The sequence below is a fragment of the Seonamhaeicola algicola genome (assembly GCF_007997385.1).
Taxonomy (GTDB): Bacteria; Bacteroidota; Bacteroidia; order Flavobacteriales; family Flavobacteriaceae; genus Seonamhaeicola; species Seonamhaeicola algicola.
The window spans coordinates 583,983-598,961 of sequence record NZ_VOSC01000019.1 but is presented as its reverse complement, the minus strand read 5'-3'; the positions used below and the strand labels follow the sequence as shown (position 1 = coordinate 598,961).

The following is a 14,979-nucleotide window of genomic DNA, read 5'->3' as shown; positions in this document are numbered from 1 at the left end:
AATGCTAGGAATTATTTTTACCCTTTTAATGCTTGTATTATTACAAGCTGTATTAGGTTTTGACAATTTATTATACATTTCATTAGAATCTAAAAAAGCCCCACAAAGCGACCAAAAACGTGTTAGAAAAGTGGGTATTTTAATAGCCATAGCATTGCGTATTGTTTTATTATTTGTTTTGGTGTCACTAATAGGCTATTTTCAAGAACCATTTTCGTTTTTATCGGGCGGAATTGATGGTGTAGCACATTTTGCATTTAATGGCCATAGTTTAATAGTTTTAGCAGGTGGTGGTTTTATAATTTACACAGCTATAAAAGAAATTTGGCACATGATTTCTTTAAATGATTTAGACCATGATGTTGAAAGTAACGAGGCTGATAAAGGTAAAAAATCATCAAACGCTGTTATAGCAAGTATTGTATTAATGAATTTAGTGTTTTCTTTTGATTCTATTTTGGCTGCCATTGGCCTTACAAGCGAAATAGAAAATGCTACAACAGCTTTTATAGTAATGGCCATTGCTATTGTAATTAGCGGATTATTAATGCTGTTTTTAGCTGATAGAATATCTGTGTTTTTAGCTAAAAACAGAATGTATGAAGTGCTTGGGTTATTCATACTTTTTATTGTTGGAATAATGCTTGTTACTGAAGGTGGGCATTTAGCGCATCTTGAATTATTTGGAAACCATATTGTACCAATGAGCAAAACAACATTTTATTTTGTACTAGCAGTTTTAGTGATTGTTGATGTTGTACAAGGGCGCTATCAAAAAAAGTTATTGAAAGAAAAAGCAAAAGAAAATTTTAAAAAATAATTAAACTAGATAAAAAAAGGTTCGTTATTAACAACGAACCTTTTTTGTTTATTTCTTAAAAATAGTATCTAAAAAATTATTGTAATTATCTATTTCTAAAGGCACATTGGCATTTTTTTCAATATCATGAAAATGATAAGATCCTAAGGGTTTCATACCAGTAAACGCATTCATTTTATGAAAACCAAACATAGCGCCATCATCAACACTAGTTTCGTTAAAAAATTCATCCTTTAATGTAAATGCTGTTTTTGGGGCATTCCAACTTGTGGTTAGTATATATTTTTTACCGTGCATTAAGCCTCCCGTACCATAATTAATTTCAGGATTATTTCTACTACGTCCATCACTTTTATATATTCCATTTTGGTGGCCTTCAGTAAAAACAACATCTAAATATTTTTTAAAACCAAACGGTATTTGAAACCACCAAATAGGTGTGTGATAAATAATAATATCTGCCCATTTAAATTTTTCTACTTCATTTTTTGCGTCATAATTACTACCAACTTCTGTGGTTTTAACATTATAATTTAAAGTTTTAAAATAAGACATTGAATTATTAAATAATGTTTTGTTGAATTTACCTCCAGAGTGCGCAAATGTATGAGCACCGTTTATTATAAAAATATTTTTCATGTTTTAATATTAATTTTTAACAAAAGTAATGATGTATTTAGTATTAATAAAATAATATAAATTATACATTTGTATTATATTTTTAATAGTTATGGTTAATTTTGAGTGGTACAGAACGTTTAAAGCTATTTATGAGAATGGCACATTAACAAAGGCTTCATTGGCTTTATATGCATCACAACCAGGAGTTAGTGTTCATTTAAATGCTTTAGAAGCTTATATTGGTAAAAAGTTGTTTGAACGTACAGCAAGACAAATGATACCTACTGAAGATGGTAAGTTTTTATATGAAAATATAATTAATGCTATTGAAGTATTAGAAGTTGCAGAACAGCATTTTAAAAAAACAACCCAAGATAAAACCCCATCTTTACATATAGGTATGTGCTCTGAAATGTTTCAGTTAATACTAGAACCAGAAATACCTAATTTGAACTTTGATTTAGTGGCTAGGTTTGGTACGCACACAGATTTAATTAAAGATTTAAATAACGGATTGTTAGATTTAGTAATTACACCAAGAAAGCACATTGAAAAAAAATCATTAGTAACCTATATACCTTTTTCAAAAGAGCGTATTGTGCTTGTTGCTGGTGCTAATACTGATACTAATGAGGTTGAAGGTTTAATAAAAAATAAACAGTACGCAGCATTAAAAACCATGTTAGTTTCAAAAAAATGGTATAGTGCATCAAATGAAATGGAACATTTTAGACGCTTTTGGTTTGAAAATTTTAAAGCTAAACCTGCTTTTAAACCTAATTATATTTTGCCTAATATAGCATCTATTATAAGGTGTTTAAGCAATAGTACTGGGTATGCTTTTGTGCCAGATTTTTTGTGTGAAGAAGCTATAAAAAACAATAGTATTAAGCTACTTTGGCAAGGAAAAGTTTATACTGAAAATATACTATATTTTGCTTTACGAACAGATTTGAAATATAAAGCAGAGATTGATGTAGTAAAAGATATTTTTAAGCAAAAAATGAAACCCATTTAAACAGATAATAGGTTGCTTAATCTCTAATTTTTTTCTTTCTAAGCTCAAAATTCTGCCCTAAATAAACTTTACGTACCATAGCATCATTAGCTAATTCTTCAGGTTCACCAGCTTTAAGAATGCTACCTTCAAACATTAAATAAGTTCTATCAGTAATTGCTAATGTTTCTTGCACATTGTGGTCTGTTATTAAAATACCTATATTTTTTTTGGTAAGTTGTGCTACAATACGTTGAATATCTTCAACAGCAACAGGATCTACACCAGCAAAAGGCTCATCTAATAAAATAAAATTAGGATCTGTAGCTAGGGCACGAGCAATTTCAGTTCTTCGGCGTTCGCCACCAGATAATAAATCGCCGCGGTTTTTTCTAATATGGCCTAGGCTAAATTCTTCAATTAAAGATTCCATTTTCATGCGTTGTTCTTTTTTACTCAGTTTGGTAAGTTGTAACACGCTTAAAATATTATCTTCAATACTTAATTTTCTAAAAACCGAAGCTTCTTGTGCTAAATACCCAATACCATTTTGGGCACGTTTATACATGGGGAATTTTGTTATTTCAGTATTATCTAAAAAAATGTGTCCGCCATTAGGTTTAATTAACCCAACAATCATGTAAAAAGAGGTTGTTTTACCGGCACCGTTAGGCCCTAATAAACCAACAATTTCACCTTGTTTTACTTCAAGAGAAACATCTTTAACAACTTTTCGTCCGTTATAGGACTTCATTAAGTTTTCGGCTTTTAAAATCATATTTGCAATAACGTAATTTTTATTTAATTGAAAAAGTGTTATACAACGCTAAACGCCTTTGTGGCTTTAAAATTGTTAAATGGTTAGTTTTCTTGTAAGGCATCCCAAAACTCATAAGCGCGTCTTAAATGCGGAATTACAATGGTACCACCAACTAAGGTTGCAATACTTAGAGCTTCAACAACTTGCTCTTTTGTAAAGCCTTCTTTATGGCAGTTTTCTAAATGATATTTTACGCAATCATCGCAACGTAAAACGGCCGATGCTACTAAACCAAGTAGTTCTTTGGTTTTTACATCTAAAGCGCCTTCTGTGTAAGCGTTAGTATCTAAATTAAAAATGCGTTTTATTATTTTGTTGTTGTCGTTTAATATTTTGTCGTTCATTTTTGAACGATACTCATTAAATTCTTTTACTATATCAGACATTTTTGGCTTCTTTTCGTTTTTGATTTCTAACTACAATTTTAGAAATATAAATACTTACTTGGTAAAGTATTAATATAGGAATGGCTACAATTACTTGGCTAGCAATATCTGGCGGTGTAATTACTGCAGAAAGTATTAAAACAATTACCAAGGCATATTTTCGGTATTTTCTTAATGTTTCAGGTGTTACTAAACCAACTTTTGTTAAAAAATAGATGATTATAGGTAATTCAAAAATTAAACCCGAAGCTAATACTGATGAGCGAACTAACCCAATGTATGAGCTAATATCTATTTGGTTATCAACAATATCGGCAACGCTATAATTTGCTAAAAAATTTATAGATAGTGGTGTAACTATGTAATACCCAAACAAAACACCTATAAAGAATAATAATGATGAAATGATTATAAAACCTCTTGAGTGTTTGCGTTCATTGTCATGCAACCCTGGGCTAATAAATTTCCAAAGTTGGTAAATTATATAGGGGAAAGAAATAACAAAGCCTCCTAAAATGGCCGTCCAAATATCGGCCGAAAATTGTCCAGCCATGGTACGGTTTTGTATTATAATAGGAATTTTTTCATTACAAAACGTGGTAGTAACATCAATATAAGTTGCGGCGCTACATAAAAAATCATATGTTGGGAAACTCATATCTAACGGTGCAAAAATGATAGATTTAAAAATAAATCTGCTAAAAATAAATGCTAATGTAGCTACAATAATTACCGCTAAACAAATTCGTATTAAATGCCATCTTAAATCTTCAAGATGATCTAAAAAAGACATCTCGTTTATATTCTTTTTAGCCATTATATAATGCCTTCTTTTATTAAATCATGTAAATGTACAACACCTGCATAATTGCCATTACTTTCAACAAGTAATTGCGATATGCCTTTTTCTTCCATAATATCTAACGCATCAACCGCCATAGTATCAGCATTAACTCGTTTTGGGTTTGTGCTCATAATATCTTTGGCCGTTAGTGTTGTAAAATCTATGTTTTTATTTAGCATACGTCTAATATCACCATCGGTAATAATACCTACAATTTTATTGTTTTCTACTACAGCCGAAACACCTAGACGTTTTTCGGTTATTTCAACAATAACATCTTTTACATTAGCATTGGGTTGTACTTGCGGTTTTTCACTAACCGAAGAAATATTTTCAACTCTTAAATATAGTTTTTTACCAAGTGAACCACCTGGGTGGTATTTGGCAAAATCTTTACTAGAAAATCCGCGCATTTCAAGTAAGCAAATAGCTAGGGCATCGCCCATAACTAATTGTGCAGTGGTACTTGTTGTAGGAGCTAAGTTATTAGGGCAAGCTTCTTTTTCAACATAAGCATTTAAAACAAAATCTACTTGTTGTGCTAAAAACGAGTCGGTATTACCAGTAATAGCAATCATTTTATTTTTGGCACTTTTAATTAAGGGTACAAGTACTTTAATTTCGGGGGTATTGCCACTTTTTGATATACAAATAACTACATCATCTTCTAAAATTAAACCTAAATCGCCATGAATGGCATCGGCGGCATGCATAAAAACAGCAGGCGTACCGGTAGAGTTTAAAGTGGCAACAATTTTTTGTGCAATTATAGCACTTTTACCAACACCAGTAATTATAACACGGCCTTTAGAGTTGTAAATAAGTTTAACAGCTTTTTCAAAATCATTTGTAATTAAACTAGAAAGGTTTAGTATAGCTTTACTTTCTGCTTCAATAGTTTGTTTAGCAATTTTTATAATAGAATTCTCGCTATTCAAAATTTATATGGTTTTAGTTGATGCTTTTAAAGAATTTCTTATCTTTAAAGGTATTCAAATTTAAATTTTGTTGTATTTTGGTTTTTCGTTACAAAGCTAACGAAAAAAATATGGGGGTTCTTTAAAATAGTCTCTTAAATTATTCAAAAAATTATTGAATATTTTATAGTGTTTTAAGTTTAAATAAATTTTAATTAATTCATGTTGGTAGCAAAAAGTGACTTGCATTCTGCACTAAAAAAGTATTTTGGGTTTAATAAATTCAAAGGGTTGCAAGAAGATGTTGTTGAAAGTATATTATCAGGTAATCATACATTTGTAATTATGCCAACGGGTGGTGGTAAATCACTCTGTTATCAATTACCTGCGTTAATGCAAGAAGGTACAGCCATTGTGGTTTCGCCATTAATTGCTTTAATGAAAAATCAAGTAGATGCCATTAGAGGCGTTTCAAACGAAGAAGGTATAGCACACGTTTTAAATTCGTCATTAAATAAAACCGAAATTAAACGTGTAAAAGAAGATATAGTTAATGGCGTTACAAAATTACTTTATGTAGCACCAGAATCTTTAACCAAAGATGAAAATATTGAATTTTTAAAATCGGTTAAAATTTCATTCATGGCTATTGATGAAGCCCACTGTATTAGTGAATGGGGGCATGATTTTAGGCCAGAATATAGAAACTTACGTAATATTATTGGTAGAATTGGTGATAATATTCCAATTATTGGTTTAACAGCCACAGCCACACCAAAAGTACAAGAAGATATTATAAAAAACCTTGGTATTACAGGCGCAAATACCTTTAAAGCATCGTTTAACAGACCTAACCTGTATTATGAAGTAAGGCCTAAAACAAAAAATGTTGACGCCGATATTATTAGGTTTATTAAACAAAACGAAGGAAAATCTGGTATTGTTTATTGTTTAAGTAGAAAGCGTGTTGAAGAACTAGCACAGGTACTACAAGTAAACGGTATTAAAGCAGTACCGTACCATGCTGGTTTAGATGCCAAATCAAGATCAAACCACCAAGATATGTTTTTAATGGAAGACATTGATGTGGTTGTAGCAACAATAGCCTTTGGTATGGGTATAGATAAACCCGATGTTAGGTTTGTAATTCATCATGATATACCAAAGAGTATAGAAAGTTATTACCAAGAAACCGGACGCGCCGGACGTGATGGAGGCGAAGGCCATTGCTTAGCATTCTATTCATATAAAGACATTGAGAAACTAGAAAAATTCATGTCTGGAAAACCTGTTGCCGAACAAGAAATTGGGCACGCTTTGTTACAAGAAGTAGTAGCATTTGCCGAAACTTCTATTTCTAGAAGAAAGTTTATTTTACATTATTTTGGTGAAGCTTTTGATAATGACACAGGCGAAGGTGGTGATATGGATGACAACGTTAGGCACCCAAAAAAGAAAACAGAAGCTAAAGATGATGTGGTTGTTTTATTAGAAACAATACAGGCTACCAATGAAAAATACAAATCAAAAGATTTAGTAAATGTAATTGTTGGTACAGAAAACGCCATGATAAATTCTCATAAAACCAATGAACAACCGTTTTTTGGACGAGGTAAAGACAAAGAAAAAAATTATTGGATGGCACTTTTAAGGCAAGCCCTTGTTGCAGGCTACCTTAAAAAAGATATTGAAACCTATGGTGTTATAAAGCTTAGTAAAGCAGGGGCAGATTTTATAAAAACGCCCGTGTCATTTATGATGACTGAAGACCATGTTTTTGATAGTGAACAAGATGATGCTAACATAATAACAGCAGCAAAAAGCGGAGGCGCATCTGCCGATGAAACACTTATGGCCATGCTTAAAGACCTCAGAAAAAAGAATGCCAAAAAACTAGGTGTACCACCTTTTGTTATTTTTCAAGACCCATCATTAGAAGACATGGCCCTTAAATACCCCATTTCATTACAAGAATTAAGTAATGTTCATGGTGTAGGCGAGGGTAAAGCCAAAAAATTTGGTAAAGATTTTGTGGCTTTAATAGCAAAATATGTTGAAGATAACGATATTATGCGTCCTGATGATTTAGTGGTAAAATCTACCGGAACCAATTCAGCAAATAAACTTTACATCATTCAAAGTATAGACAGAAAATTACCTTTAGATGATATTGCCTCTGCAAAAGGACTAGAAATGGAAGATTTCATAAAACAAATGGAAGCCATTGTATATTCTGGTACTAAATTGAATATAAATTATTGGGTAGATGAAATTTTAGACGAAGATCAGCAAGAAGAAATACACGAGTATTTTATGGATTCTGAATCTGATGCTATAAGTGAAGCTATTGAAGAATTTGATGGTGATTACGATGAAGAAGAATTACGCCTTTACAGAATTAAGTTTATTAGTGAGGTAGCTAACTAAGCAACAGTAATCAGTATTTTAAATAAAATTGTAAATCGTCAATTGTAAATTGCCAATCATTCGTATCTTTGCACTTTCTTAAAAATTAGAACAATGCAAGACGGATTATACGCAAAATTCAATACAACAAAAGGCGAAATTTTAGTTGCTTTAGAGTTTAAAAAAACACCTGGTACAGTTGGTAACTTTGTAGCTTTAGCAGAAGGTAACCTAGAAAATTCAGCAAAACCACAAGGAACACCTTATTACAATGGTTTAAAATTTCACAGAGTAATTCCAGATTTTATGATTCAAGGTGGTTGCCCACAAGGTACAGGCACAGGAAACCCTGGATACCAATTTGATGATGAATTTCACCCAGATTTAAAGCATGATGGTCCTGGCGTATTATCTATGGCTAATGCAGGCCCAGGAACTAACGGAAGCCAGTTTTTTATAACACATGTTGAAACGCCTTGGTTAGATAATAATCACACTGTTTTTGGTAAAGTACAAAGCGGGCAAGATGTTGTTGATGCCATTGCACAAGATGATGAAATTGAAACTTTAGAAATAGTTAGAGTTGGTGCTGAAGCAGAAGCATTTAATGCTGTTGAAGCGTTTAGAACTTTTGAAGGTGCTAGAGAAAAAAGAATTGCTGAAGAAAAAGCAAAAGCCGATGCTGAATTAGATAAATTAGCTGCTGGTTTTGAAAAAACTGAAAGCGGTTTACGTTATCAAATTATACAAAAAGGTAATGGTGCTAAAGCCGAAAAAGGTAAAACAGTATCTGTACATTATAAAGGCCAATTAGCCGATGGTACTGTTTTTGATTCTTCATACAAAAGAAACCAACCCATAGATTTTCCATTAGGTGTTGGCCAAGTTATTCCTGGTTGGGATGAAGGCATCCAACTTTTAAAAGTAGGAGATAAAGCACGTTTAGTTATACCTAGTAATTTAGGGTATGGTAGCAGAGGTGCAGGAGGAGTTATACCGCCTAATGCAACATTAATTTTTGATGTAGAATTAATGGATATTAAATAGTATTTATTTACAATATACTTTTAAAAGCACACTTGTAATAGTGTGCTTTTTTTATTACATCTATTTATTTTTGTTAATAATTGATTTTTTTCATATTTTTAAATTGCCTCAATAATTTTGCAGTATGATTAAAGTAGAAGACACCCCCTTTTTTAATGACGTTTTAAAAATTTTTAATTACCCTTTTGGTAAGCTATATATTTTTTCTGGTTTTGTAATTTCTGAAATAGGAGAAGGCGTTGTTTTAAGTTGGGATAACGCTAAACAAATGGTTGAAGATGTTGAAGGCTTTTTAGGTACCAATGGTAAAGATTTGGTATATATATCAAACAGAATAAACTCATATTCTGTTGTGCCACAAGATTGGTTAAAATACTTCAAACTAAATTATGGTTTAAAAGCATATTTTGTAGTAACGGCAGCTAATAAAGGTAGTTTTAATATAACATTTGAAAAACTTTTTTTTAGGAGTAAAATAAAAACATTCACCTGTTTAGTAGAAGCTGTAAATAAAGCCAAAACAAGAAAGCAAGAAGTTGCTTAACATAAATTTTAAAACTATATTTAGTTAATTAAAATATACGTTTTGAAAAAAAGTTTAGAGCAATTAAAATATCCTATAGGTACGTTTCAATGCCCGGAAACTGTTACTACCCAACATTTAAAAAACTGGATTTTAACTTTAGAGCAGTTTCCTATAAAGTTTGAAGCCTTAGTTAAACATTTAACAAAAGAGCAGTTAGATACTTCTTATAGACCTGACGGATGGACTATTAGGCAAGTTGTGCACCATGTAGCCGATAGTCATCATCATAGTTACATCCGTTTTAAATGGGCTTTAACTGAAGATACGCCACTAATTAAAGCGTATAATGAAAAACTTTGGGCCGAATTACCCGATAGCAAATATGCTCCTATTCAAATGTCTTTAGAGCATATTAAAGCTGTGCATTACAAATTAGTAGCATTACTAAAACTATTAAAAACCGCCGATTTTAATAAAAGTTTTTTGCACCCCGAAACCAACAGAGAGGTACTGTTATCATACAATGTTGGTAATTATGCATGGCATAGTAAACACCATTATGCACACATTGAAAATGTTTTAAAAGAAAAAGGTTGGTTGTAAAAAAATGATTAGAGTTTTTAGAGAAGAAGATACCCAACAGTTACTAGAAATATATAATTATTACGTACAAAATTCAGTAGCTACTTTTGATGATAAACCTTTAAGTTATAACGTTTTTTTTGATAAGTTAAAGACTATAAATTTAGAATATCCTTTTTTTGTTTTTGAAGAAAGTAATACACTTTTAGGCTTTGCTTATGCTAGCAAATTTAGGCCCAAACCAGCATACCAAAATACAGTTGAGTCTACTGTTTATATAAAGCACACTGCACATGGTAAAAATATAGGTACTCAATTGTACCAAGCGTTATTACAGGCGCTAAAACAAAATAAATATCATACTGTTTTGGGTGTACTTACATTGCCTAATGAAGCCAGTGTTAAATTACATGAAAAATTTGGTTTTAAAAAAGTAGCACATTTAAAGCAAGTGGGTTTCAAATTTGATCAGTGGCAAGATGTAGGCATGTACCAACTTATACTTTCCACTTAATATTACAACCAATACTTGGTTTTTGTACTTTGGTGTTTTCGGTATTTTTAAGCATACAATCTAAAGCATGTTTTAAATCAGTTCCTGTTACAGGAATGTTGTTTCTAGGCCTAGAATCATCTAATTGACCTCTGTAAACTAATGAATTTTCAGCATTGAAAACATAAAAATCTGGTGTGCAAGCAGCATCATAAGCTTTAGCAACTGTTTGTGTTTCATCATATAAATAAGGAAACGGATAGCCTTCATTTTTGGCATGCATAGCCATTTTTTCAGGACTATCTTGCGGATAGTTAATAACATCGTTACTTGAAATAGCTACAAAACCAATACCTTTTTCTAAATAATTATTAGCAATATTAATAATGGTAGCATTTACATGAATAACAAAAGGGCAGTGGTTGCAAATAAACATAACAACAGTGCCTTTTTCACCTTTTACATCATTAAAAGTTAGTAATGCGTTTGAAACTGTATCTAACATTGAAAAACTTGGAGCTTTTGTACCTAGCGGTAGCATGTTTGAAGGAGTATTTGCCATGGTGTTAATTTTTAATCAAATTTCGTGATAATTTGTATTTTTAAAAAATGAATGATATAATAACTTTTGAAGATTTTACTAAAGTAGATTTAAGAGTAGGAACCATTATAGAAGTTAATGATTTTCCTAAAGCAAGAAAACCGGCGTACCAATTAACTATAGATTTTGGCGATTTAGGAGTTAAAAAAACATCGGCACAAATTACAACACTTTACACTAAAGAAGTTTTACTGCATAAACAAATTGTGGCGGTTGTAAATTTCCCAAAAAAGCAAATAGCCAATTTTATGAGTGAATGCTTGGTTTTAGGAGCTGTAAATGGTAAAGATGTTATTTTGTTAAACCCAGAACATAAAGTTAAAAACGGTATGGTTGTGTCGTAAAAACAAAAAAGCAGCGTTTTAAACGCTGCTTTTTACTGTATTTGTTTAATTAAATATCATCAAAATCTACATCTGTAAAACTTTCGGTAGTTTTAAGGGTGTCTTCTGTTTCAGATTTTGCGGAATATTCAGTGTTGTATTCTTTTTTAAAATCTTTTTGGTGACGTTCACTAATTACTTCATCACCTTTTTCTTCTATGATATAATCTGTCATTTCAGATAAAATACTCTTAAACTCAGCAAAATCTTCTTTGTAAATATAAATTTTATGCTTTTTGTAGTGAAATGATCCGTCGTCATTGGTGAACTTTTTACTTTCTGTAATAGTTAAGTAGTAATCATCTGCTTTAGTAGCTCTTACGTCAAAGAAATAGGTACGTCTTCCTGCTCTCAATACTTTAGAAAATATTTCTTCTCTCTCCATCATATCATTATTATTCATAGTTGTATAGAAATTTATAGTATTATGGTTTGTGTACCAAAAATCTAAAAAAAACCTTTATTAACCAACAAATTATGAATTTTCTTTTTAAAATGTTATGTTTTGTTGATATTATTTTAAAAATATTAACCGTAAAATATTGATTTAAAGGTTATTTGCTTGAAGTTTCACTAATTTGTTTTAAATACAAATCTTTGTAGTAACCATCAGTGTTTATAAGGGTTTCATGCGTGCCTTCTTGTATAATTTTACCATCATCTAGAACAATAATTTTATGGGCGTTTTTAGCTGATGATACTCTGTGGCTAACTATTATAGATGTTTTTCCTTTGGAAAGTTTATTAAGGTTTTTAAGTATTTTTTCTTCAGTTTCAGTATCCACAGCCGATAAACAATCATCAAAAAGTAATATTTTAGGTGCTTTAATTATGGCTCTAGCAATTGAAACACGCTGCTTTTGCCCGCCAGAAAGTGTAATACCTCTTTCGCCTAAAATAGTGTTATAACCGTTGTTAAATTTGATAATGTTTTTGTGTACTTGCGCGTTTTTTGCAGCTTCAATAACCTCTTCTTCAGTAGCATTTTCTTTACCAAATTTTATATTATTTTTTATAGAATCTGAAAATAGAAAAGCATCTTGTGGCACGTAGCCAATACTATCTCTTAAATTGTTTAGGTTTAAGTTTTTTATTTCTTGGTTGTTTATGGTAATACTGCCATTATCAATATCATAAAGTCTTCCAATTAAATCTAAAATAGTAGATTTTCCAGAGCCAGTTTTACCAAGTATGGCTAATGTTTCGCCTTCTTTTATTGAAAAACTAATGCCTTTTAATGCGTTTATATTAGTATCATCATAAGTAAATGACACGTTGTTAAATGCAATATTGCCAGTTATTTTTGTGTTTTCTGTAACGGTGTTTTTAATTTCGGGTTCTAGTTTTAAAAACTCATTTATACGTTTTTGTGATGCTTCGGCTTGTTGAACAATAGAGGTTACCCAACCAACAGTGGCTACAGGCCATGTAAGCATATTAACGTAAATAATAAACTCGGCAATGGTACCTATACTTTCAATTTCACCATTTATGTATTGCATGCCTCCAATGTAAATTACTAGTAAATTACTGGCGCCAATTAATAAAATCATCATAGGGAAAAACCAAGCTTGTACTCTTGCTAAACTTACTTGTTTATCTTTACTTTCTATTGCTAAAGTTTCAAAATTATTAGCGGTTTGTGGTTCAATTCCGTAGGCTTTTATTACAGAAATACCACTAAAAGATTCTTGTGTAAAGGTTGAAAGTTTTGATAAATATTCTTGTACAATTGTGCTTCTTTTATGTATTTCTTTACTTAATTTATAAATTATTACCGAAAGAATGGGCAGTGGTAAAATGGTGTAAAGTGTAAGTTTAGGCGCTTCTTTAAACATATAAATTAGTGCCACAACAAAAAGTGCAATGGTATTTATACTATACATTAAAGCGGGGCCAGCATACATACGTACTCTTCCAACATCTTCAGTAATGCGGTTCATGAGGTCTCCCGTTCGGTTTTGCTTATAAAAATTTAAAGATAATTTTTGGTATTGTTCGTAAATTTCGTTTTTCAAATCAAACTCAATATAACGAGATACATTTATAATGGTTTGCCTCATAAAAAACGTTAGTATACCACCTATAATAGCAGCGCCAATAATATATAAAATAGCTTCAGTTAGTTGTGCTTTAAATACAGTTTGAGTAATGGTGTTATCTCTGTACTGCTCAACCGTAGCAATAATTTTTTTTACATAGCGCGGTGTAAATAACAAAAAAATACGAGCCACAACTGTGGTTATACTACCAATAATAAGGTAAGTTTTATATTTTAAAAAATATTTATTTAAATGTTTTAATTCTTTCATTTAATACCTGTAAACAAGAAAGCAAATATAACGTATATATATGTTATATGCCTTTAAAACGCGTTTAGTAATTGTTAAAAATACTCTAAATTATTAATGAAATAATTAAAATTAAAAATGAAGTTTCTTTATAAAATAATATTATTTTTGCAGCGAAAACAAACAGTAAATGTTTTACTATTTCTTAAATTAAGTTCTTTGTAATTATGCTAAACAGAAGACATATTAGAGTAAAAGTTATGCAAACTTTATACGCCTTTAAAGGTAGTGAAAGTGATGATTTTAGTAAAGACCAAAAATTTCTATTGTTTAGTATAAATAATATGTACAATTTGTACTTGTTATTAATTTCGTTACTGCTAGAAATTAAAAAAAGAGCTGAAAAAGATCTTCAAAAAAAGCAAAACAAGCATTTAGCAACAAAAGAAGATAAAGACCCTAATAAAAAATTTATAAACAACCAACTACTTACTTTTTTAAGCAACAGTTTACCGCTTAAAGATGAATTAGATTTACATAAAATTACCAATTGGGAGTTAGATACCGAATATGTTGAAATACTTTTTAAAGATATTATTAATAGTGATCTTTACAAAGAGTACATGAGCACACGCGTATCTGATTTTAAAGAAGACAAGGCCTTTATTGTTGATGTTTTTAAAGATATTATAGCACCAAATAACAAGCTGTATGATTATATTGAAGACAAAAATTTAACATGGTTAGATGATTTACCAACCGTAAATACAACCATTTTAAAGCTTTTACGTAAAGTGAAATCAACCAGTTTAGATACACATTTTGTACCCAAACTTTTTAAAGAAGAAGATGATAAGCAATTTGCTATAGATTTGTTTAAAAAAACATTATTAAACAGAACCAATTTAAACAAAGAAATAGAAGCCAAAACTAAAAATTGGGATGCCGAAAGAATTGCAGATATTGATTACGTTTTGTTACAAATGGCTATTAACGAACTTAAAAACTTCCCGTCAATACCTGTAAAAGTAACCATTAATGAGTATTTAGAAATAGCTAAAGAATATTCAACACCAAAAAGTAGCATTTTTATAAATGGTATTTTAGATAAACTTGTGAAAGAATATACAGATGCAGGAACCCTTAATAAAATAGGGCGCGGGTTATTGTAAAATGTTGTTAAGTTGAAGATGAAAAGTTTTTAATAGATTAAATAATTAGTATTTTTACCCTTATTAATAGAAA

General features: G+C 30.7%; 17 protein-coding genes. 9 read left to right on the top strand and 8 right to left on the bottom strand.

Annotation, left to right across the window (positions count from 1 at the left end):
* Position 1: 1 nt before the first annotated feature.
* Entirely contained in the window at positions 2-820 is an 819-nt protein-coding gene (locus FUA26_RS08090; RefSeq protein WP_147134126.1) for a TerC family protein, read from the top strand.
* A 48-nt stretch (positions 821-868) separates the two neighbouring features.
* Here the strand turns inward: FUA26_RS08090 and FUA26_RS08085 are convergent, their stop codons facing one another.
* Positions 869-1,459, bottom strand: coding sequence for an NAD(P)H-dependent oxidoreductase (locus tag FUA26_RS08085; protein ID WP_147134123.1), 591 nt, complete (start codon positions 1,457-1,459; stop codon positions 869-871).
* Positions 1,460-1,550: 91 nt separating this feature from the next.
* On the opposite strand from FUA26_RS08085, the gene FUA26_RS08080 reads away from it, so the two are divergent.
* Entirely contained in the window at positions 1,551-2,459 is a 909-nt protein-coding gene (locus FUA26_RS08080) for a LysR family transcriptional regulator (RefSeq protein WP_147134120.1), read from the top strand.
* Between the two features lie 16 nt (positions 2,460-2,475).
* Here FUA26_RS08080 and lptB read toward each other — a convergent pair whose 3' ends face one another.
* From lptB to FUA26_RS08060, 4 genes are all read right to left on the bottom strand, one after another.
* Positions 2,476-3,216 carry an LPS export ABC transporter ATP-binding protein gene (lptB, locus tag FUA26_RS08075; RefSeq protein WP_147134117.1) on the bottom strand — a complete coding sequence of 247 codons (741 nt, stop codon included), beginning with the start codon at positions 3,214-3,216 and terminating at the stop codon, positions 2,476-2,478.
* A gap of 83 nt (positions 3,217-3,299) precedes the next feature.
* A complete protein-coding gene (locus FUA26_RS08070; protein ID WP_147134115.1) occupies positions 3,300-3,644 on the bottom strand; it encodes a carboxymuconolactone decarboxylase family protein in 345 nt (114 codons plus the stop codon).
* Positions 3,637-4,461, bottom strand: a complete 825-nt coding sequence (tatC, locus tag FUA26_RS08065; protein ID WP_147134112.1) for a twin-arginine translocase subunit TatC — start codon at positions 4,459-4,461, stop codon at positions 3,637-3,639. The genes FUA26_RS08070 and tatC overlap by 8 nt, the downstream gene beginning before the upstream one ends.
* The gene (locus FUA26_RS08060) at positions 4,461-5,426 is read right to left on the bottom strand and encodes a KpsF/GutQ family sugar-phosphate isomerase (RefSeq protein ID WP_147134109.1); all 966 of its coding nucleotides are present in this window, start codon (positions 5,424-5,426) and stop codon (positions 4,461-4,463) included. The genes tatC and FUA26_RS08060 overlap by 1 nt, the downstream gene beginning before the upstream one ends.
* A gap of 201 nt (positions 5,427-5,627) precedes the next feature.
* On the opposite strand from FUA26_RS08060, the gene FUA26_RS08055 reads away from it, so the two are divergent.
* From FUA26_RS08055 to FUA26_RS08035, 5 genes are all read left to right on the top strand, one after another.
* Positions 5,628-7,832, top strand: a complete 2,205-nt coding sequence (locus FUA26_RS08055) for an ATP-dependent DNA helicase RecQ (RefSeq protein ID WP_147134106.1) — start codon at positions 5,628-5,630, stop codon at positions 7,830-7,832.
* Between the two features lie 93 nt (positions 7,833-7,925).
* On the top strand, positions 7,926-8,858 hold the full coding sequence (locus FUA26_RS08050) for a peptidylprolyl isomerase (protein WP_147134101.1): 933 nt from the start codon (positions 7,926-7,928) through the stop codon (positions 8,856-8,858).
* A gap of 124 nt (positions 8,859-8,982) precedes the next feature.
* On the top strand, positions 8,983-9,402 hold the full coding sequence (locus FUA26_RS08045; RefSeq protein WP_147134098.1) for a hypothetical protein: 420 nt from the start codon (positions 8,983-8,985) through the stop codon (positions 9,400-9,402).
* A gap of 42 nt (positions 9,403-9,444) precedes the next feature.
* Entirely contained in the window at positions 9,445-9,987 is a 543-nt protein-coding gene (locus FUA26_RS08040) for a YfiT family bacillithiol transferase (RefSeq protein ID WP_246109102.1), read from the top strand.
* A gap of 4 nt (positions 9,988-9,991) precedes the next feature.
* Complete coding sequence (locus tag FUA26_RS08035) at positions 9,992-10,480, top strand: GNAT family N-acetyltransferase (protein WP_147134093.1); 489 nt, start codon at positions 9,992-9,994, stop codon at positions 10,478-10,480.
* Here the strand turns inward: FUA26_RS08035 and FUA26_RS08030 are convergent.
* Positions 10,464-11,021 (bottom strand): thioredoxin family protein, encoded by a 558-nt coding sequence (locus FUA26_RS08030; RefSeq protein ID WP_147134091.1) that lies wholly within the window; start codon positions 11,019-11,021, stop codon positions 10,464-10,466. The two genes, FUA26_RS08035 and FUA26_RS08030, sit on opposite strands and share 17 nt — an antisense overlap.
* A gap of 47 nt (positions 11,022-11,068) precedes the next feature.
* Here FUA26_RS08030 and FUA26_RS08025 point away from each other — a divergent pair, with 47 nt between their 5' ends.
* A complete protein-coding gene (locus FUA26_RS08025) occupies positions 11,069-11,404 on the top strand; it encodes a tRNA-binding protein (protein ID WP_147134088.1) in 336 nt (111 codons plus the stop codon).
* Between the two features lie 49 nt (positions 11,405-11,453).
* Here the strand turns inward: FUA26_RS08025 and FUA26_RS08020 are convergent, their stop codons facing one another.
* Together FUA26_RS08020 and FUA26_RS08015 are read right to left on the bottom strand one after the other, a co-directional pair.
* Positions 11,454-11,846 (bottom strand): PUR family DNA/RNA-binding protein, encoded by a 393-nt coding sequence (locus FUA26_RS08020; RefSeq protein WP_147134085.1) that lies wholly within the window; start codon positions 11,844-11,846, stop codon positions 11,454-11,456.
* Positions 11,847-11,997: 151 nt separating this feature from the next.
* Entirely contained in the window at positions 11,998-13,755 is a 1,758-nt protein-coding gene (locus FUA26_RS08015) for an ABC transporter ATP-binding protein (protein ID WP_147134082.1), read from the bottom strand.
* 239 nt (positions 13,756-13,994) lie between these two features.
* Here FUA26_RS08015 and nusB point away from each other — a divergent pair, with 239 nt between their 5' ends.
* Positions 13,995-14,906: a transcription antitermination factor NusB gene (gene nusB / locus FUA26_RS08010; protein ID WP_147134410.1), complete on the top strand. Its 912-nt coding sequence runs from the start codon at positions 13,995-13,997 to the stop codon at positions 14,904-14,906.
* Positions 14,907-14,979 lie beyond the last annotated feature (73 nt).